The 19,514-nt window shown below is 64.8% G+C and carries 17 protein-coding genes; 16 read left to right on the forward strand and 1 reads right to left on the reverse strand.

Annotation, left to right across the window (positions count from 1 at the left end; translation table 11 throughout):
* Positions 1-36: 36 nt before the first annotated feature.
* From aspS to nudB, 5 genes are all read left to right on the forward strand, one after another.
* Entirely contained in the window at positions 37-1,827 is a 1,791-nt protein-coding gene (gene aspS / locus L6Q67_RS19550) for an aspartate--tRNA ligase (RefSeq protein WP_296573540.1), read from the forward strand.
* Between the two features lie 129 nt (positions 1,828-1,956).
* The gene (locus L6Q67_RS19555) at positions 1,957-3,573 is read left to right on the forward strand and encodes a tetratricopeptide repeat-containing response regulator (RefSeq protein ID WP_296573543.1); all 1,617 of its coding nucleotides are present in this window, start codon (positions 1,957-1,959) and stop codon (positions 3,571-3,573) included.
* Positions 3,574-3,620: 47 nt separating this feature from the next.
* Positions 3,621-3,998 carry a ribonuclease domain-containing protein gene (locus tag L6Q67_RS19560; protein ID WP_296573546.1) on the forward strand — a complete coding sequence of 126 codons (378 nt, stop codon included), beginning with the start codon at positions 3,621-3,623 and terminating at the stop codon, positions 3,996-3,998.
* Between the two features lie 2 nt (positions 3,999-4,000).
* Complete coding sequence (locus L6Q67_RS19565; protein ID WP_296573549.1) at positions 4,001-4,444, forward strand: barstar family protein; 444 nt, start codon at positions 4,001-4,003, stop codon at positions 4,442-4,444.
* On the forward strand, positions 4,441-4,896 hold the full coding sequence (gene nudB, locus L6Q67_RS19570) for a dihydroneopterin triphosphate diphosphatase (protein ID WP_296573551.1): 456 nt from the start codon (positions 4,441-4,443) through the stop codon (positions 4,894-4,896). The genes L6Q67_RS19565 and nudB overlap by 4 nt, the downstream gene beginning before the upstream one ends.
* Here the strand turns inward: nudB and L6Q67_RS19575 are convergent.
* The gene (locus L6Q67_RS19575; RefSeq protein ID WP_296573556.1) at positions 4,880-5,086 is read right to left on the reverse strand and encodes a cysteine-rich CWC family protein; all 207 of its coding nucleotides are present in this window, start codon (positions 5,084-5,086) and stop codon (positions 4,880-4,882) included. The genes nudB and L6Q67_RS19575 overlap by 17 nt on opposite strands.
* A gap of 133 nt (positions 5,087-5,219) precedes the next feature.
* Here L6Q67_RS19575 and argB point away from each other — a divergent pair, with 133 nt between their 5' ends.
* The 11 genes from argB to L6Q67_RS19630 all read left to right on the forward strand — a co-directional run bounded on the left by argB (position 5,220) and on the right by L6Q67_RS19630 (position 19,041).
* A complete protein-coding gene (gene argB, locus L6Q67_RS19580) occupies positions 5,220-6,119 on the forward strand; it encodes an acetylglutamate kinase (RefSeq protein WP_296573559.1) in 900 nt (299 codons plus the stop codon).
* A 163-nt stretch (positions 6,120-6,282) separates the two neighbouring features.
* Positions 6,283-6,786, forward strand: a complete 504-nt coding sequence (locus L6Q67_RS19585) for a disulfide bond formation protein B (protein ID WP_296573562.1) — start codon at positions 6,283-6,285, stop codon at positions 6,784-6,786.
* 345 nt (positions 6,787-7,131) lie between these two features.
* Positions 7,132-9,594, forward strand: a complete 2,463-nt coding sequence (gene nirB, locus L6Q67_RS19590) for a nitrite reductase large subunit NirB (protein WP_296573565.1) — start codon at positions 7,132-7,134, stop codon at positions 9,592-9,594.
* An 11-nt stretch (positions 9,595-9,605) separates the two neighbouring features.
* Positions 9,606-9,917 carry a nitrite reductase small subunit NirD gene (nirD, locus tag L6Q67_RS19595; RefSeq protein ID WP_296573569.1) on the forward strand — a complete coding sequence of 104 codons (312 nt, stop codon included), beginning with the start codon at positions 9,606-9,608 and terminating at the stop codon, positions 9,915-9,917.
* Between the two features lie 81 nt (positions 9,918-9,998).
* On the forward strand, positions 9,999-11,213 hold the full coding sequence (locus tag L6Q67_RS19600) for a NarK/NasA family nitrate transporter (protein WP_296573570.1): 1,215 nt from the start codon (positions 9,999-10,001) through the stop codon (positions 11,211-11,213).
* A gap of 8 nt (positions 11,214-11,221) precedes the next feature.
* Complete coding sequence (locus L6Q67_RS19605; protein WP_296573572.1) at positions 11,222-12,922, forward strand: bifunctional protein-serine/threonine kinase/phosphatase; 1,701 nt, start codon at positions 11,222-11,224, stop codon at positions 12,920-12,922.
* Between the two features lie 79 nt (positions 12,923-13,001).
* Entirely contained in the window at positions 13,002-15,266 is a 2,265-nt protein-coding gene (locus L6Q67_RS19610) for a bifunctional diguanylate cyclase/phosphodiesterase (protein ID WP_296573576.1), read from the forward strand.
* A 140-nt stretch (positions 15,267-15,406) separates the two neighbouring features.
* On the forward strand, positions 15,407-16,498 hold the full coding sequence (ychF, locus tag L6Q67_RS19615; protein ID WP_296573579.1) for a redox-regulated ATPase YchF: 1,092 nt from the start codon (positions 15,407-15,409) through the stop codon (positions 16,496-16,498).
* A gap of 192 nt (positions 16,499-16,690) precedes the next feature.
* Positions 16,691-17,947 carry a tyrosine-type recombinase/integrase gene (locus L6Q67_RS19620; RefSeq protein ID WP_296573582.1) on the forward strand — a complete coding sequence of 419 codons (1,257 nt, stop codon included), beginning with the start codon at positions 16,691-16,693 and terminating at the stop codon, positions 17,945-17,947.
* 262 nt (positions 17,948-18,209) lie between these two features.
* Positions 18,210-18,683, forward strand: a complete 474-nt coding sequence (locus tag L6Q67_RS19625; protein WP_296573585.1) for a hypothetical protein — start codon at positions 18,210-18,212, stop codon at positions 18,681-18,683.
* Between the two features lie 67 nt (positions 18,684-18,750).
* Positions 18,751-19,041: an AlpA family transcriptional regulator gene (locus L6Q67_RS19630; protein ID WP_296573587.1), complete on the forward strand. Its 291-nt coding sequence runs from the start codon at positions 18,751-18,753 to the stop codon at positions 19,039-19,041.
* Positions 19,042-19,514 lie beyond the last annotated feature (473 nt).

Here is a 19,514-nt window from a genome sequence, read left to right on the forward strand (position 1 = left end):
CCGCGTTCCGTTTTTTCCAGGAATAAAGACCCCACCATGCGAACTCAATACTGCGGCCTTGTCTCTGCCGCCTATCTCGACCAGATCGTCACCCTGTGCGGCTGGGTCCATCGTCGGCGCGACCACGGTGGCGTGATCTTCATCGACCTGCGTGACCGGGAAGGCCTGGTCCAGGTGGTCTGCGATCCCGACCGTGCCGACATGTTCCACGTGGCCGAGACCATCCGCAGCGAGTTCGTGCTGAAGATCACCGGCAAGGTGCGCCGCCGCCCGGCCGGCACCGAAAACGCCAACCTGGTGTCCGGCGAGATCGAAATCCTGTGTCACGACATCGAGGTGCTCAACACCTCCGCCACGCCCCCGTTCCAGCTCGACGAGGAAAACCTCTCCGAGACCACCCGCCTGACCCACCGGGTCATCGACCTGCGTCGTCCGCAGATGCAGAAGAACATGATCCTGCGCTACCGCACGGCCATGGCCTTTCGCCGCTTCCTCGACGCCCAGGGCTTCATCGACATCGAGACCCCGATGCTCACCAAGAGCACCCCGGAAGGCGCCCGCGACTACCTGGTGCCGTCCCGCGTGCATGACGGCCAGTTCTTCGCCCTGCCCCAGTCGCCCCAGCTCTTCAAGCAGATGCTGATGGTGGCCGGCTACGACCGTTACTACCAGATCGTCAAATGCTTCCGCGACGAAGACCTGCGCGCCGACCGCCAGCCGGAATTCACCCAGGTCGATATCGAAACCTCTTTCCTGACCGAAGACCAGATCACGGCCATGATGGAGGAGATGATCCGCACGATCTTCAAGGAAGTGCTGTCCGTCGAGCTGCCCAACCCCTTCCCGCGCATGAGCTACGGCGAGGCCATGGACCGCTTCGGCTCCGACAAGCCCGACCTGCGTGTCACCCTCGAACTCACCGACGTCACCGACGCGGTCAAGGACGTGGCCTTCAAGGTCTTCAGCGGCCCCGCCACTTCCGGCGGCCGGGTGGCCGCGATGCGTGTCCCGGGTGGAGCCACCTTGTCCCGCGGCGAGATCGACGAATACACCAAGTTCGTGGGTATCTACGGCGCCCGGGGCCTGGCCTACATCAAGGTCAACGACGTCACCCAGGTCAACGAGACCGGTCTGCAGTCGCCCATCGTCAAGAACCTCAACGAAGCCGCCCTCTCCACCATCCTCGAGCGCACCGGCGCCCAGTCGGGCGACCTGATCTTCTTTGGTGCCGACAAGACCAAGGTGGTCAATGACGCCCTCGGTGCCCTGCGCATCAAGCTCGGCCACGAGAAGGGCTTCGTCAACGGCAAGGCCTGGGAACCCCTGTGGGTCGTGGACTTCCCGATGTTCGAATACGACGAGGAAGACAAACGCTGGACGGCCTGTCACCACCCCTTCACCAGCCCCAAGGACGAGCACCTGGAGCTGCTCACCAGCGACCCCGGCAAGTGCCTGGCCAAGGCCTACGACCTGGCCCTCAACGGCTGGGAAATCGGCGGCGGCTCGGTGCGTATCCACCGTGCCGAGGTCCAGGAGAAGGTCTTCACGGCCCTCAACATCGGTCCGGACGAACAGCGTGCCAAGTTCGGCTTCCTGCTCGACGCCCTCCGCTACGGTGCGCCCCCCCACGGTGGCCTGGCCTTTGGTCTCGACCGCATCGTCACCATGATGACCGGCGCCGAGTCCATCCGTGACGTGATCGCCTTCCCCAAGACCCAGCGCGCCCAGTGCCTGCTCACCGACGCCCCGTCGCCGGTGGATGAAAAGCAGCTCCGTGAGCTGCACATCCGTCTGCGTCAGAAGGCAACGGAGACCCCGGCCGGCTGACCCTCCCGGATCTGCGCACCCAGGGCGAACGGCCAGGCCGTTCGCCCTTTTTCTTTTACGCCGCCCCTCAAGATTGCCGCCACCGCGCCGTTTGCCTGAGTGTTCCCGTGCTTACTCGCCCCGCTACCCGTGATTGATCTCGACACCACCTCCGCCCTCATCGTCGAAGCCAATCCGTCGATGCGGACGCAGCTTCGCAACATGCTCAACATGAGCGGGATCAGCAAGGTCCAGTTTGCCGTGACCGCCGGCGTGGCGGTCCGCAAGCTGCGCGACAACCGCTTCGACCTGATCCTCTGCGAGTACCACATCGGCGACGGCCAGGACGGCCAGCACCTTCTTGAAGATCTGCGCCACAACAGCATCATTCCCCTGGCAACCCTGTTCATCATGGTCACCGGCGAACGCCAGTACGAACGTGTCGTCAGTGCCGCCGAACTGGCCCCCAATGACTACATCCTCAAGCCCTTCGCTGCCGATACCCTGCACGATCGCATCGAGCGCGCCCTCGACAAGCGTGAAGCCTTTCTCCCCATCTATCGCCTGATCGAACTGGGCAATGTTCCCGACGCCATTGCCAGCTGCAGCAAGGCCCAGGAGGCCCACCCCCAGTGGGCCACCGATTTCATGCGCCTGCGCGCCGAGCTGCACATCGCCAGCGGCAATGCCGACGAAGCCCTCCATCTCTACGAGAAGATTCTCGAAAGCCGCAGCATTCCCTGGGCCCGCCTGGGCCTGGCCAAGGCCCTGTTCATGCAGAGACGCTACGCCGAAGCAGAGGAAACCCTGCAGTCCCTGGTGAATGAGAACGAGCTCTTCGTGGACGCCTACGACTGGCTGTCGCGCACCCGCGAAGCCGCCGGAGAGCTCGAATCCGCGCGCAGCATCCTGCTCAACGCAACCATCCTCTCCCCCCACCGGGTCGGACGACTGCGCCGGCTGGGCGAGCTGTCCATCGAGACCGGCGATCACGAAGGCGCCGAAAAAGTCCTTTCCGAGGTGGTGCGCAAAGGCAAATACTCCGACTTTCGTGACCCTGAAGACCACGTGCGCCTGCTCCAGGCCCAGCTCGGCAAAGGGGACACGACGCAGGCCGAGGCCACCATCCGTGACCTGGAACGCTCCATGGCCGGCCTCGCCAAGACCCGCTCATGCACCAACCTGTCGAGCGCCCTGCTGCACGTCAAGAAGGGCGATACCGAGAAGGCCGGCGAAGCCATCAAGGCCCTGTTTTCCGACCAGGACCATGCTCAGCCCCTGTCCCTGAAGCTCAAGAGTGAACTCGCCCGGGCCTGCTTTGCAACCAATCTCGACAACCACGGTGCCGAGGTCATCCTCGACATCATGCGCAACGCCCCCGATGCACGCACCCTGGCCGGTACCCAGTCACTCCTGAAGGAAGCCGGCAAGGCCGAACTCGGTGAACAACTGGTCAAGCAGATGGACTCCGAGGTCAAGGACCTCGTGGCCGAAGGCGCCCGCAAGGCCCAGGACGGCGACTACGAGGGCGCCGTGCAGTTCATGCTCAGCGCCGTCCGCAAGATGCCCGGCAACGTGCACGTGCTGTTCAACGCCACCCTCGCCCTGCTCAAATACATCGAGAGCTGCGGCTGGAACGAGCGTTTTGCCGCCCAGGCCCGTGACCTGATGGAACGGGCCCGCAAGCAGGATCCCGGCAATGCCCGCCTGCCGGCCCTGACCGCCTTCTACTACACCCTCCTCAAGAAGTACGGGATTCAGCCCTGAGGGGCAGACTGCTAAACTGGCGAGCGTTGCCTTCACCCCGCGTCGCCATGCACCTCCGCTTCCTGCGTCTTGCCTTTCTTCTGCTCCTGCTGTGTTCCGGCGGCGCCCAGGCCCGTGACTTCCTCGACTGGTATCGTACGGAGATCCCCACCGTTGCCGCGTCGGCGCTCCCCCCGGAAGCCCGCGAGACCCTTGCCCTGATCCGCCAGGGCGGCCCTTTTCCCTACCGGCGGGACGGCATCACCTTCCAGAACCGTGAAGGCCGTCTGCCCGACGCCCAGCGCGGCCATTACCGGGAATACACCGTGACCACCCCCGGCTCCCGCGACCGGGGTGCCCGGCGCATCATCAGCGGCGGACGGCCGCCCACGGTGTTCTACTACTCCGACGATCACTACCGCAGCTTCCGGCGGATCCAGGACTGAGCATGACCGCCCCCCAGTTCCACACCCTTCTGTCCCGGGCCGAAAAGGCCGGGCTCCATCGCATGCCATTTGCCTCCGACCTCGCCCTTGAAGAAGCCGCCGAAAGCCTCGACTACCCGCTCCATCGGGTCAATCTCGCCCAGGTCACCGACAAGGAAGCCTTCCTCGACACCGTCGGCAAGGCCTTGAACTTCCCCGACTGGTACGGGCACAACTGGGACGCCCTGGCCGACTGCCTCACCGACCTGTCGTGGATGGCTGCCGACGGTTACGTGATCATTCTTGAACACAGCGACGCCTTCGCCGCAGCGGCCCCCGCCGACTTCGCCATGGCCCTGTCGGTTTTCCAGGACGCCGCCGACACCTGGCGCGAGGACGGCATCCCCTTCTGGACCCTGGTCGGCACCAGCGGCACCCACACCGACTGGCTGCAGGACATGGAATGAGTGAGGGCCCGAAGCAGCCTGTCTCTGTGCTGGTGGTGATCCACACCCCGGGGCTCGAAGTCCTGGTGATGGAACGGGCCGGAGGCGCCGGACTCTGGCAATCCGTCACCGGCAGCCGGGAAGGCGACGAGGCCCCCGTCACCACCGCCCTGCGTGAAGTCGCCGAAGAAACCGGCATCACCGCAACAGCGGCCGACCTCACCGACTGGCAGCTCAGCAACCGCTTCCTGATCCTGCCCCGCTGGCGCCAGCGCTACGCCCCGGGCGTCACCCACAACACCGAGCACCTCTTCAGCCTGTGCCTGCCGGCGCCCATCGCCCCCAGCCTGGCCCCCGATGAGCACACCGCCGCCTGCTGGCTGCCTTGGCAGGAAGCGGCGGCACGGGTCTTCTCCTGGACCAACCGGGACGCCATCCGGCTGATCGCCCGCCGCCTCATCGCGGCGGCGTAAGCACCGAATCAATCCTCTGCCGGAGGCAGGCAGGGCAATAGCACTGACCCACATGGGCCTCCGGCACTGCCAGCACCGGCGGCAGGCTCGCACACCAGCACTCCGCAAGCCCGGCATTCATGCTGCAGGTAAATGCCGCCCCGCAGGCCGGGCAGATGTTTGTCGCTGGCTCGTTCTTCTGTTGATCCATGCTTCCCCCTTATCGAAGCCAGAGTGTATTACGGCCGTACAAACAGCCTGAAACGTGTTCGCGCTTTTGGTTTGCATGGCCGGTCATTACAATCGCGCCTACACTTCAAAACCTCCTGCGCGACAAGCCCACCATGAGCGACCCGATCAACACCGCAAATCCCTCTCCGGCCCAGAAGGCCGCCATCATCGCCGAGGCCCTGCCCTACATCCGGCGCTTCCAGGACAAGACCCTGGTCATCAAGTACGGCGGCAACGCCATGACCGACCCGCGCCTCAAGGAATGCTTCGCCCGCGACGTGGTGCTGCTCAAGCTGGTGGGCTTCAACCCGGTGGTGGTCCATGGAGGTGGTCCGCAGATCGAGACCATGCTCACCCGTGTCGGCAAGAAGGGCGAGTTCATCCAGGGCATGCGCGTCACCGACGCCGAGACCATGGAGCTGGTCGAGATGGTGCTGGGCGGCCAGGTGAACAAGGAGATCGTCAGCCTGATCAACCAGGCCGGCGGCAAGGCCGTGGGCCTGACCGGCAAGGACTCCGGCTTCATCCGCGCCACCAAGCTGAAGATGGAGAACAAGGACGTACCGGGCGACCTGATCGACATCGGCCAGGTGGGTGACATCACCCAGATCGATCCGAGCCTGATTTCCTTCCTCGACAAGGGCGACTTCATCCCCGTGATCGCCCCCATCGGCGTCGGCGAGCAGGGCGAAAGCTACAACATCAACGCCGACGTGGTGGCCGGCAAGCTGGCCGAGATCCTCAAGGCGGAGAAGCTCGTCCTCCTCACCAACACTCCGGGCGTGCTCGACAAGGCCGGCAATCTGCTCACCGGCCTCACCCCGCGCCAGATCGACGACCTGGTTGCCGATGGCACCCTGTCCGGCGGCATGCTGCCCAAGATCGGCTCGGCCCTCGACGCCGCCCGCAACGGCGTGAAGAGCGTGCACATCATTGATGGCCGCGTCGAACACTGCCTGCTGCTGGAAATCCTCACCGACCACGGCGTCGGCACGATGATCAAGAGCAAGTAAGCGCTGCTGTACGATCCGGACGAGAGGGCACCCCACACGGTGCCCTCTCGTGCTTTCAGCCCCTGCCCTGCCTCTCGAATCGCGCAAACAAAGCCCTGCGGATACCGCCAAGGCAGAGCCAGCCCGCTACAATGGGCCTCCTCCGTTTCAGTGCAGTCCACCGATGTTCTCGCGTATCCCCGTCCGCACCCTGGGCCTCGCCCTGTTTGCCGTCTGTGCCGCCCTGCTGGCAGTCGGCCTCTATCTTCAACACATCAAGGGCATCGAGCCTTGCCCCATGTGCATCATGCAGCGCTACGCCATGCTGGTGTGCGGCCTGCTGGGCCTGATTGCCGGGCTGCACAATCCGGGGCGCACGGGCCTGGTGGTGTATTCCGGCCTGCTGGCGGTATCGGCACTTGCCGGGGCCGGCGTGGCAGCCCGCCAGTCTTGGATGCAGTGGTATCCGCCTGCCGTCTCCGAATGCGGTCCGGGGCTTGAGTACATGCTCGAGAGCTTCCCCCTGTCCTCCGCCCTGCCGATGATCTTCCGCGGCGCCGGCGACTGCTCGGCCATCGACTGGACCCTGTTCGGGCTGACCATCGCCAACTGGTCTTTCCTGGTCTTCGCCACCATCCTCGTCAGCCTGGGTGTTTACCTGCTGCAACGCCGCAAAGCCGGTTACTGAAAACCGCCCCACCCCGGGGCAAGCCGCACCAGCCGGGTGCATGAAACTCCGCCCCGTGGCCTGCCAGGGGGCGCGCAAGCCGCCTCCGGCCAGCCTTCCGCCATCACTCCCCGCATGGCACAACGCTTGCTTAAACACCTCCATCAAAAGCACGGCCAGCAATAAAGAGTTTGCTGCACCGCGCACAACCTGAATCCAGGTGTTTGCGCTCCCCCTGTGGAGCGACGTGGACGGGCCAACGGCGGCCCGGACCACGATCAACGACGATCTCTCCTGCCCAAGGCTCACCGCCCGCTTCGGCCGCCCCGTGCGACCGGCCGGGGAGAATCAATCGTCGGAGGAATCATGCGCAAACTCAAACTGGTCATGGTCGGCAATGGCATGGCAGGCGTCCGCACCCTCGAAGAGCTGCGGAAGATCGCGCCGGACATGTACGACATCACGGTCTTCGGCGCCGAACCGCACCCCAACTACAACCGTATCCTGCTCTCCCCGGTGCTGGCCGGCGAGATGACCATCCAGGACATCATCCTGAACGACCTGCAGTGGTACGCCGACAACGGCGTCACCCTGCACCTGGGTGCCCGGGTCACCGAGATCGACCGCCGCAACCGCTCGGTGATCGCCACCGACAGGGACGGCCAGACCGTCACCGTCGATTACGACCGCCTGCTGATTGCCACCGGTTCCACGCCCTTCATGCCACCTTTCCCCGGCAAGGACCTGCCCGGGGTGATCTCCTACCGGGACATCAAGGACACCGACGAGATGATCGACGCCGCCGCCCGCTACCGGCACGCGGTGGTCATCGGTGCCGGCCTGCTGGGCCTGGAGGCCGCCAACGGCTTGGCCCTGCGCGGCATGGCCGTGACCGTGGTGCATAACTCCGAGTGGATCATGGAGCGCCAGCTCGACCGTACCGCCGGCAAGATGCTCCAGGCCGAGCTGGAAAAGAAGGGCATGCAGTTCAGGATGAATGCCCAGACCGCCGAGCTGGTCGCCGGCGAATCGGGGCGCGTGGCCGCCGTGAAGTTCAAGGACGGCGACAGCATCCCCGCCGATCTGGTGTGCGTGGCCGCGGGCATCCGCCCCAACGTGGAACTGGCCGAGAAGGCCGGCATCCACTGCAACCGGGGCATCGTGGTCAACGACACCCTGCAGACCTACGACCCGCGGGTTTACGCCGTGGGCGAATGCGCCAACCACCGCGGCACCGCCTACGGCCTGGTGGCGCCCTTGTTCGAGCAGGCCAAGGTGTGCGCCAACCACCTGGCCGAAATGGGCATCGGCCGCTATCAGGGCTCGGTGACCAGCACCAAGCTCAAGGTCACCGGTATCGACGTGTTCTCGGCCGGCGACTTCTCCGGGGCCGATGGCGCCGAAGACATCGTGCTCCACGACCCGGGCCTGGGCATCTACAAGCGCATCGTGCTGAAGGACGACAAGCTGGTCGGCGCCGTGCTTTACGGCGACACCAAGGACGGCGCCTGGTACTTCCAGCTGCTGCGGGACGAGCAGGACATCAGCGACATCCGCGACCACCTGGTTTTCGGCAACGCCCACCTGGGCGATGTGGGCCACAAGGGTAACAACGTGGCCGCCGGCATGCCTGACGACGCCGAGGTGTGCGGCTGCAACGGCGTGTGCAAGGGCACCATCGTCAAGGCCATCCAGGAGCACGGCCTGTTCAGCCTGGAGGAGGTGCGCAAGCACACCAAGGCCTCCAGTTCCTGTGGCTCCTGCACCGGCCTGGTGGAGCAGATCCTCGCTTCCACCGTGGGTGGCGCCTATCAGCCGGCAGACTCCAACAACAAGGCGGTATGCGGCTGCACCGACCTCTCCCACGGCGAGGTACGCCAGGCCATCAATCAGCACAAGCTGCTGTCGGTGGCAGAAGCCCAGCAGCATCTGGGCTGGCGAACCCCCAACGGCTGTGCCACCTGCCGCCCGGCGCTCAACTATTACTGCCTTTCCTCGTGGCCCCACGAAGCCATCGACGATCCCCAGAGCCGCTTCATCAACGAACGCGCTCACGCCAACATCCAGAAGGATGGCACCTACTCGGTGGTGCCGCGCATGTGGGGCGGCCTCACCACTCCCAACGAACTGCGGGCCATCGCCGATGCGGCGGAGAAGTACAAGGTGCCCACCGTCAAGGTCACCGGCGGCCAGCGCATCGATCTGCTCGGCGTGAAAAAGGAAGACCTGCCGCAGATGTGGGCCGACTTCGCCCAGGCCGGCATGGTCTCGGGGCACGCCTACGGCAAGAGCCTGCGCACGGTGAAGACCTGCGTCGGCTCCGAGCACTGCCGCTTCGGCACCCAGCGCTCCATGACGCTGGGCGTGAGGCTGGAGAAGATGCTCTACGGCATGTGGAGCCCCCACAAGGTCAAGCTGGCGGTTTCCGGCTGCCCGCGCAACTGCGCCGAATCCGGCATCAAGGACGTCGGGGTGATCGGTGTGGATTCGGGCTACGAGCTCTACATCGGCGGCAACGGCGGCATCAAGACCGAAGTGGCCCAGTTCTTCGTCAAGGTGCAGGACGACGACGAGGTGATGGAGTACGGCGGTGCCTTCATCCAGCTCTACCGGGAGGAAGGCTTCTACCTGGAGCGGACCTGCCACTACCTGGAGCGGGTGGGCATGGAGCACATCCGCAAGCGGGTGCTCGACGACGCCGAATCACGCCAGGCCCTGTACGAAAAGCTGCTCTTCGCCCTGCAGGACTACAAGGACCCCTGGGCCGAGATCTTTGAAGACAAGTCCGGCGGCAGCCACAAGCGTGAATTCGAGATCATCAAGGTATAGGGAGTCGAGCCATGACTGACTGGACACGAATCTGCGCCCTGGCCGATGTCCCGGTCCTCGGCGCCCGGGTGGTCGAAAGCGCAAAGGAAGGCCGCATTGCCGTCTTCCGCAACGGCGCCGACCAGGTCTTCGCACTGCGTGACCGCTGCCCCCACAAGGCCGGTCCCCTGTCCCAGGGCATCGTCCATGGGACCACCGTCACCTGCCCCCTGCACAGCTGGAAGATCCAGCTCGAGGATGGCCAGGCGGTGGCTCCGGACGTGGGCTGCGCCAAGCCCTACCCGATCAAGGTCCAGGGCGACGACGTCCTTATCCAGCTCTAGCGCCTCCACCGGACACCAGGGCAACAGCCAGCGCCCCACTAAAAATCCGTCAATCCACAACACATCTGAAAGCCACCCATCATGGACAAGAAATCCTTCCTCAAGGCCGGGCACACACCAACCCTCCTGGCCGCCTTCCTCTACTTCGACCTCGCCTTCATGGTGTGGGTCCTCCTCGGCCCCCTGGGCGTGCAGATCGCCAATGACCTGGGCCTGACCCACGCCCAGAAGGGCCTGATGGTGGCCACGCCGGTGCTCGCTGGTGCCCTGCTGCGCATGGTCATGGGTGTGCTGGTGGACCACCTCAAGCCCAAGATGGCCGGCGCCATCGGCCAGGTCATCGTCATCGCAGCCCTGTTCGTGGCCTGGCAGTTCGGCATCCACAGCTATGAACAGACCCTCATCCTCGGTCTCTTCCTGGGGGTGGCGGGCGCGTCCTTCGCCGTAGCCCTGCCCCTGGCCTCCCGCTGGTATCCGCCGGAGCACCAGGGTACGGCCCTCGGCATTGCCGGCGCCGGCAACTCCGGCACGGCCCTGGCGGCCCTGTTCGGCCCCGGCCTGGCTGCCGCTTTTGGCTGGGTCAACGTCTTCGGCCTGGCCCTGATTCCGCTCTGCATCGTCTTCGTGGTGTACCTGGTGCTCGCCAAGGACGCGCCCGAATGCCCGCCGGCCAAGTCCTTCGCCGAATACCTCAAGGTGCTCAAGGACAAGGATGCCTGGTGGTTCATGTTCTTCTACTCCGTGACCTTCGGCGGCTTCGTCGGCCTGGCTTCGTCCCTGACCATCTACTTCAACACCCAGTACGGGCTTGACCCGAAGATGGCCGGCTTCTTCACCGCCGCCTGCGTCTTTGCCGGCAGCCTGGTGCGCCCCATCGGCGGCAACGTGGCCGACCGCATCGGCGGTATCAAGAGCCTCACGGTGATGTACGTCTTCGCGGCCATCTTCCTGTCCATCGTCAGCTTCGGCCTGCCCGAGGCCTGGATGGCCCTGGCCGTGTTCGTGTGTGCCATGCTCTCCCTCGGGATGGGCAACGGCGCCGTGTTCCAGCTGGTGCCCCAGCGCTTCCGCAAGGAAATCGGCGTGATGACCGGCCTGGTGGGCATGGCCGGCGGCGTCGGCGGCTTTTACCTGGCCTCCAGCCTGGGCTACAGTCGCCAGGTGACCGGCAGCTACCAGGCCGGCTTCCTGATCTTCGCCACCCTGGCGATCGCCGCGCTCATCGGCCTCACCGCCGTCAAGGGCCGCTGGCGCACCACCTGGGGCGCCCCCAACATGACCAGCGCCAAGATCTGATCCCCGCCATGTCCCGACTCCAGGCCGCCCTCGGCTACGCCTCCCTCACCGGCCCGCGCCCGCGCAACGAAGACTTCTGCGGCGCGGTCACGCCCGAGGGGGCGGAGCTGGAGGGCAAGGGCATCCTGGCTGCCGTGGCGGACGGGGTCGGCGGCCACGCAAATGGGCGTGAAGCCTCCGAGTACACCGTCCGCGGCCTGCTTTCGGACTACTACGCCACCCCCGATACCTGGGCGGTCAACAAGTCCCTGGACACCGTGCTGGGGGCCCTCAACCGCTGGCTGGTGTCCCACGCCGCACGGACCCGGGAGGCGGCCGGCATGGCCACCACCCTGTCCGCCATCGTGCTGCGCGGGCGCCGCTTCTACCTCGCCCATGTGGGCGACTCGCGCATCTACCGCCTGCGCGGCACACGCCTTGAGCTGCTGAGCACCGACCACGTGTGGGAGCACCCGGAGCTCGACAACGTACTGTCCCGGGCCGTTGGCCTGGATGCCCACCTGTCGGTGGACTACGCCGACGGCGAACTGGAAGCCGGCGACATCTTTGCGCTGATGAGCGATGGGGTGTGGAGCCCCCTGGGCGACCGCCGCATCGCCGACATCCTGCGTGCCGAAGCCGACCCCCAGGATGCCGCCTCGCGCCTCGCCATGAGTGCCGAAGACGGCGGCAGCCAGGACAACTGCACCGCCCTGGTGCTGCGCATCGACGCCCTGCCCCCCGACCGCCTGCGCGACAACATCGACCGCCTGCACCGCCTGCCCCTGCCCCCGCGCCTCAAGCCCGGCCAGGAGATCGACGGGCTGACCATAGACGCGTTGCTCCACGAATCCATCGTCACCCTGCTGTACCGGGTGCACGACGCCCAGGGCCACGCCCGCGTGCTCAAGACCCTGCGCCCCGAGCACGACGACGCCGAATCCGCCGCTGCCCTGGCCCACGAGGAATGGCTGGCCAGGCGGGTGAACGACGCCTGGTTTCCCCAGGTCATTCCCCACCCCGAGCGCAGCCACCTGTATTACCTGATGAGCTGGCACGAGGGCGCAACCCTCAGGGCGCGGCTCGACAACGGCCACCGCTTCGGCCCCGGCGAGACCGCCGAACTCGGCAGCCGCATCCTCAAGGGCATCGCCGGCCTGCACCGCCTGTCCATCGTTCACCGGGACATCAAGCCCGACAACCTGCACCTGGACGGAGAGGGGCGCCTGCGCATCCTCGACCTGGGGGTTGCCGCGTCCGATGCATCAAGCGACGGCCAGAAGTTCGGCGAGATCAACAACCCCGGCACCCCGAGCTACATGGCCCCCGAGCTCTTCGGCCCCCGCAGCACCGGCGCCAACGAGCAGACCGACCTGTACGCCGTCGGCGTCACCCTCTATCAGCTGCTCACCCGCAAATACCCCTACGGTGAGATCGAGCCCTTCCAGACCCCGAGGTTCGGCGACCCGGCCCCGCCCACGCGCTACCGCCCCGACATCCCCGACTGGCTCGAGGCCGTGCTCCTCAAAGCCGTCGCCCGCGAGCCGAAGGCCCGTTTCGAGACCGCCGAGGAATTTCTCCTTGCCATCGAACGGGGCGCCCACCGCCCCCTCTCGGTCGCCCGCAAGTCACCGCTGCTGGCCCGTGATCCACAGCTCGGACTGCGCCTGATTGTGGCAGCGTCCGTGACACTCAACATCTTTTTGCTCTACCTGTTGCTGGTACGCTAGGGGCCGTCAGAATCCCGCTCCGCACCGGATGAGCAGAACACGCCCACTCCGGCACGGCGCCCCGCCCGAGCCTCCCTGCGTGCCCATACCCGACATCCCCCACAGCTCCGTGACCTTGCTGGACGAAGAAGCCAGCACACGCGTGCTCAAGTTCTTCAGTTCAGCAACGCTGCTCCTGCTCGGCAGTGCCGTCGGCCTCGCCTACCTGTTCAGCAACGCCGACAAACACCTGCTGGCTCCCCCCGCGCTGATCTGCTTCCTCGCCCTGGGCACGCACATCGGCATCCGCCTGGGCCACACCCGGATTTCCGGACAGGTGCTGATCTGGGGCACCTGGACCATCATCCTGGTCTCGGCGCCGTTCGGCAGCGGCAACCGCAGCATCGGCATGGTCGCCATCCCCCTTCTGATCTTCGTGAAAGGCTGGCTTGGCGGCCCCCGTAGAGCCATCGGCATGACCATCGCCACCCTCGTGGCCCTGCTCGGCATCTCCCTCAGCGAGCACTACAACTGGATTGCCCAGACCGGTCCGGTACCACCCCTGTCACGCTGGCTGATGCTCTGCGCCATCTTCTGCACCATGGGCTTCTTCACGGTACTGTCCCACCGCCTGTACCTGCGGCGCTATTCCGAGCAGGCTCGGCTCGCCGCCACACTCGCCCTGGTCACGGAGCACAGCCCCATCATGCTGGCCTCGGTGGATGCCGACGGCCGCTACCGCTACGTCAACAACAACTACGCACACTTCCACGGCAAGGCTACCGAAAACCTGGTCGGAAGCCCGGTGGCCGACACGGTGGGGGCCGACACGGTGCGCCAGATCCGCCAGACCCTGCTCAAGAACGGCGGCCATGGTGCCTATCGCAGCCGCCGTCAGGACCCGGTGAGCGGCATCGAGCGCTGGCTTGAAACCAGCGTGCAGCAGGCCGTGGGCGGCGACGGCAGGGATGACGGCTATTACGCCATCCTACGCGACGTCACCGACGAGGTGCGCTCCGCAGAGCAGATCAATTTCCTCGCCTATCACGACTCCCTGACCGGCCTGCCCAACCGGGCCCTGATGATCGACCGCCTGCATCAGGCCATCCTCCGCGGCCAGCGCGAAGACAGCCTGGTGGTGGTGGCCTACCTGGACCTGGACAGGTTCAAGTTCCTCAACGACACCTGGGGTCACTCCACCGGCGACAGCATGCTCATCCAGCTCGCGGCACGCCTGCAGGACTGCGTCCGCGACACCGATACGGTGGCCCGCCTGGGGGGAGACGAGTTCGTGGTGCTGATGGGCGGCATCGAGAAGCGCGAGGAGATTCCCGCCACCGTCACGCGCCTGCTGAAGGCCGTGGGCAGCCCGACCCCGATCTCCGAGAACCGGGACATCACCATCTCCGCCAGCATCGGCGTGTCGGTATGCCCCCTCGACGGGGAAGAGCCCGAGATACTGCTGCGCAATGCCGATCAGGCCATGCTCATGGCCAAGCAGTCCGGGCGCAACCGCTATTGCCTCTTCGACACCGAACTCGATCACCGCGCACGCACCCTGCACCAGATCACCGCCAACGTCGAGAAGGGCCTCGACACCGGCGAGTTCGTGCTCTTCTACCAGCCCAAGGTGAACATGCGCCTGGGCACCGTGATCGGGGTCGAAGCCCTGATCCGCTGGGCCCATCCGGACGAGGGCCTGCTCCTGCCAGCGGGCTTCCTGCCCTATGTGGAGGGCAGCGACAGCGCCACCCGCCTCGGCCAGTGGGTGTTGACCGAAGCTCTCTCCCAGATGCGTCGCTGGGCGGCCATCGGCCTGCACCTCCCGGTCAGCGTGAACATCTCCGGCCACCACCTGCAGGCCCCCGGCTTCTCCGAACACCTGACCCACCTCCTCAAGGCCCATCCGGAGTTGCCCCCGGAACGCCTGGAGATCGAAATTCCGGAGACTACCGCCATGGACGACGTGGAAAAGGTCGCCCGGATCATCCGCGACAACAGCGCCCTCGGCGTGCGCTTCGCCCTCGATGACTTCGGCACCGGCTACTCGTCCCTGACCTACTTCCGCCAGCTGCCCGCCCAGACACTGAAGATCGACAGATCCTTCGTGCGTGACATCCTGAAAGACCCGGAGGACCTGGCCATCGCAAAGGGCGTGGTCGCCCTGGCCCGCAGCTTCGGAAGGGAAGTCATCGCCGAAGGCCTGGAAACCATCGAACACGGCATCCCCTTGCTCGACATCGGCTGTGACTGCGCCCAGGGCGACGGCATCGCCGCCCCCATGCCCGCCGACGCATTGCCGGCCTGGCTGGCACAGTGGCAATGCCCACCGCTGTGGCAAGAAACCGGCGCCAGCAGGGCCTAGCCCTCCATGAACAGCCGGGCAGCAACACCCGCCCCTCACGGGGCACGTCACCATCGGCCTTTGGATGAACGGGAACCCGCTTTACAATAGCGGGTTTTCCGGCACGCTCAGCCGGAAGCCCTGCACATCAAAGGAACACCATGGCTCTCCAATGCGGCATCGTCGGCCTGCCCAACGTCGGCAAATCGACCCTCTTCAATGCCCTCACCAAGGCCGGCATCGCCGCCGAGAACTACCCCTTCTGCACCATCGAGCCGAACGTCGGCATCGTTGAAGTGCCCGACCCCCGCCTCGACGCCCTCTCCGCCATCGTCAATCCGCAAAAGATCCAGCCCGCCATCGTCGAATTCGTCGACATCGCCGGCCTGGTGGCAGGCGCATCCAAAGGTGAGGGCCTGGGCAACCAGTTCCTCGCCAACATCCGCGAGACCGATGCCATCGTCAACGTGGTACGCTGTTTCGAGGACGAGAACGTCATCCACGTGAATGGCAAGGTCGACCCGCTGGCCGACATCGAAACCATCGTCACCGAGCTCGCCCTGGCCGACATGGCCGCCGTCGAGAAGGCCATCCACCGGGAGAACAAGAAGGCCCGCTCCGGTGACAAGGACGCCCAGAAGCTCGTCGCCATCCTCGAAAAGCTGATGCCCCACCTCAACGAGGGCCTGCCGGCACGCACCCTGGCACTCAGCGACGACGAGAAGCTGATCCTCAAGCCCCTGTGCCTGATGACCCTCAAGCCCGCCATGTACGTGGGCAACGTGACCGAAGACGGCTTCGACAACAACCCCTACCTCGACCGCCTGCGCGAGCACGCCGCCAGGGAAGGCGCCCCCGTCGTCGCCCTGTGCGCGAAGATCGAAGCCGAACTGGCCGACCTGGACGACGAGGACAAGATGGCCTTCCTGGCCGACCTGGGCCTCGAAGAGCCCGGCCTCAACCGCCTGATCCGCGCCGGCTACCAGCTGCTGGGCCTGCAGACCTACTTCACCGCCGGGGTCAAGGAAGTCCGCGCCTGGACCATCCACGTGGGCGACACCGCCCCCCAGGCCGCCGGCGTGATCCACACCGACTTCGAACGCGGCTTCATCCGCGCCCAGACCATCGCCTTTGAAGACTTCATCAAGTACAAGGGCGAAGCCGGTGCCAAGGAAGCCGGCAAGATGCGCTCGGAAGGCAAGGAATACGTGGTGAAGGATGGGGATGTGCTGAACTTCCTGTTCAACGTCTGAGCCAAAGACATCGAATCACCGCATTTCACCCTGTATCAAAATCCCCAAAAAGCCCCGCCAATGCGGGGTTTTTTATTTTCAGCGTGCATCGTCTCGTGTCTTGGAATCTCACTAATAACCGGGTAAGTTCCCGGGTATGAAATTTCGTACCCGGAAAACCAACCGGGTACGGCAACAAAGAAGGCTCTTGCCATGCTGACCGATACCCAATGCAGGACCGCGAAAGCCAAGGAAAGGCCCTACAAGCTGACGGACGGCGGGGGGCTGGTGCTTGAGGTGAAGCCGAACGGCGTAAAGGCTTGGCGCTACCGCTTCGAGTTGGCCGGCAAAGAATCCATGTTCGCAATTGGCGAATATGCAGCCGCTCCCGCTGGCGAAACCCCGAAGGAAGGCGAAGCCCGCCGCGCCGGCCGGCGCTTCACCCTGGCTGAAGCCCGCGACGAACGCAGCAAGGCCCGGGCTCTGGTCAAGCAGGGCATCAACCCCGCCCATGCTCGCCAGCTCGACAAGATCCGGGCTCAACAAGACGCGGACAACACCTTCGAGGTAGTTGCCCGCGAATGGCTCGCCCTGCGGGACTGGGAGGAAGCCACCAAAGCCCGCCGCCTCGACACCCTGGCCCGCGTCGTCTTCCCGAAGATAGGGGCGCTGCCGGTGAAGCAGATAACGCCCGCCCATGTCCTTGACGTGCTCAAGACCGCCCACGGGAAGAACGGCCCGAGCGTTGCCGATGAGATGAAGCGCACCATGTCCGGCGTGTTCGATCTGGCGATTGCAACCCTGCGGGCCGATCTCGACCCGGTTCAGCCAGTGCGGAAGGCCCTGCCCGCCAACAAGACGCAGCATAAGCGCCCCCTGGAGCTGGAAGAGATCGGGCGCCTGTTCAGAGACATGGAAGGGCACGGCGGGCGCCATGAAACCCGAGGGGCTTTCCTGTTGATGTGGCTGACCCTGTGCAGGCCATCCGAGGCCGTAGAGGCGGAATGGTCTGAGTTCGAACTGGACGCCGCGCTCTGGCGTATCCCGGCGGAACGGATGAAGAAGCGCAAGCCGCACACAATTCCCCTTCCTGCTCAGGCGGTGGCCGTCATGCGCGCCCTGCACGGCATCACGGGGCACCTGACCCACGTATTCCCCGGCCGTGATGATCGCGCCCGCCCCATGTCCGTTGAATCCTTCCGCCAGGCACTGTATTCACTGGGCTGGGCTGGCAGGTACAGCCCCCACGCAACCCGTACCACGGGCAGCACTCGCCTGAACGAAATGGGATTCCCTGCGGACTGGATCGAACGCCAGCTTGCCCACGCCGAAGCGAACACGGTTCGACGCACCTACAACCACGCCGAACACCTCGAAGACCGCCGCCGGATGATGCAGCAATGGGCGGACCTGCTCGACCAGGTAAAGGCCGGGGCAAACGTCGTCCCGCTGCGGGGGCGGGCCGCATGAACTAACGATCAACCGAGCAGCACGCCGCGCCTAGGTCGGCCAACCGAAAACGGGGGCACCTTCACCCCGCTGGCGCGGCACCCTCTTTGAAGGGCGCACGAAGGGCGCGATTGTGTTTGGTGATTTTGGAGAGCGAGAACACGTCTTTTACTTGCTGGACGAGTGGGCAAGTACAGAAACTCCGGACTCTTGTAGCTTGGAGATGGAGGTTTCAAGTCCAAAGAGCGAGTTTAGGAAGAGGGTACGAAAGCTATCTGACACCGTGGCTCAAATTGAAGCCAAGAACACGAAGCCGCCCAAAGTGCTCATTCAATCGTTTGAATCCGATCTGCTGAAAGAGCTTGATTTTCTGTTGCTCATGAGCAACTGCCCGCCCATTCTTCGCAGCCACTTAGATCGCATAAAGCAGCTTGCAATGGACGCGTGGGTTATTGACCTTGAGATGAAGGCCGGGACCCTGAAGATCATGGCGGCCAAAGGCGATAGCTTCACAGGAAATACGCGGGGCCGGAGCGCTTTTTACGCGCTTGTTGAGGTTTTACTAAAAAGACATGGCCCGAAAACCTCTGCAAAAAGATTATGGTCCATCCTAGAAGCTGAATGTGGGGGATTGATCATTGATGAAATTACCGACGACGACGGGGGGCTAATCTACCTTCGAGAAAAAGAGCACCCCGTCTCATTCCGAGCGTTCGAAAAGCAGCTGAGCGAAATCAGAAAGACGCTGAAGGGCTAGTTTTCCCGGTTCCCGACAAACCGGGATTTGTGATTTTTAGGCTTGCCACACCCTCTCACAAAGGATCATGGCAATGCAAAGAACATCACTTCTCATCAAGCAGCAGGCAGGCTCCACCCTTGACCCCACAGTCAAAGGCGCTTGTATTCCCGAAGCCCTCCGTAACTTCGACGCCCTGCCGGATTCGGCAAACGTACGCCTTCCAGTGGTGACCGGCGTCTTTGCCTGCTCACCCGCAACGGTCTGGCGGCGGGTCAAAAAGGGCACCCTGCCGGCACCCCGCAAGCTGTCCGAAGGAATTACCGCCTGGAACGTCGGGCAGATCCGCCAGGCACTAAAAGGGGAGGCCTGGGAATGACTCCCGACAAGCGCCCCTCCCCTTCCCTGACTAGCGATCTTCACCAAGCGGAAACCCTGCTTGCACCGATTTGCGGAAAGCCGGGGCGGACAGCCCCCCTTGCTCTCCTCCTTCTGGGGGCGATCTGGCTTGCCGTCGAACGTCTTCGACAAGCTGTACACGCTTCTGCATCGGCGGACGCCTGGCAATCCAGTGAAGCAGCAACACTGACGAAAGGGCGAGAACTCAGCATTGCCCCACGCCCTGGCGAGAGAATGCCGGACTACCGTGCCCGCCTTATCGAGGCGCAGAAAGCACAGGGGCGGGCATGATCGATACCACCTCCATCCTGGCTCAGTTCCGCCAGGCTGCCGAAGCCCGCGGCCTTCGTCTGCCCGACCACCTCGACGCTGACGGCAAGCTGTATTGACCCACCAAATCCTGCACAGGTCACGCTGCTAAAGCGAATGCCTCAGCCGGCGTTTTCATATCCA

It is taken from the genome of Zoogloea sp., assembly GCF_023150065.1.
Lineage (GTDB): Bacteria > Pseudomonadota > Gammaproteobacteria > Burkholderiales > Rhodocyclaceae > Zoogloea.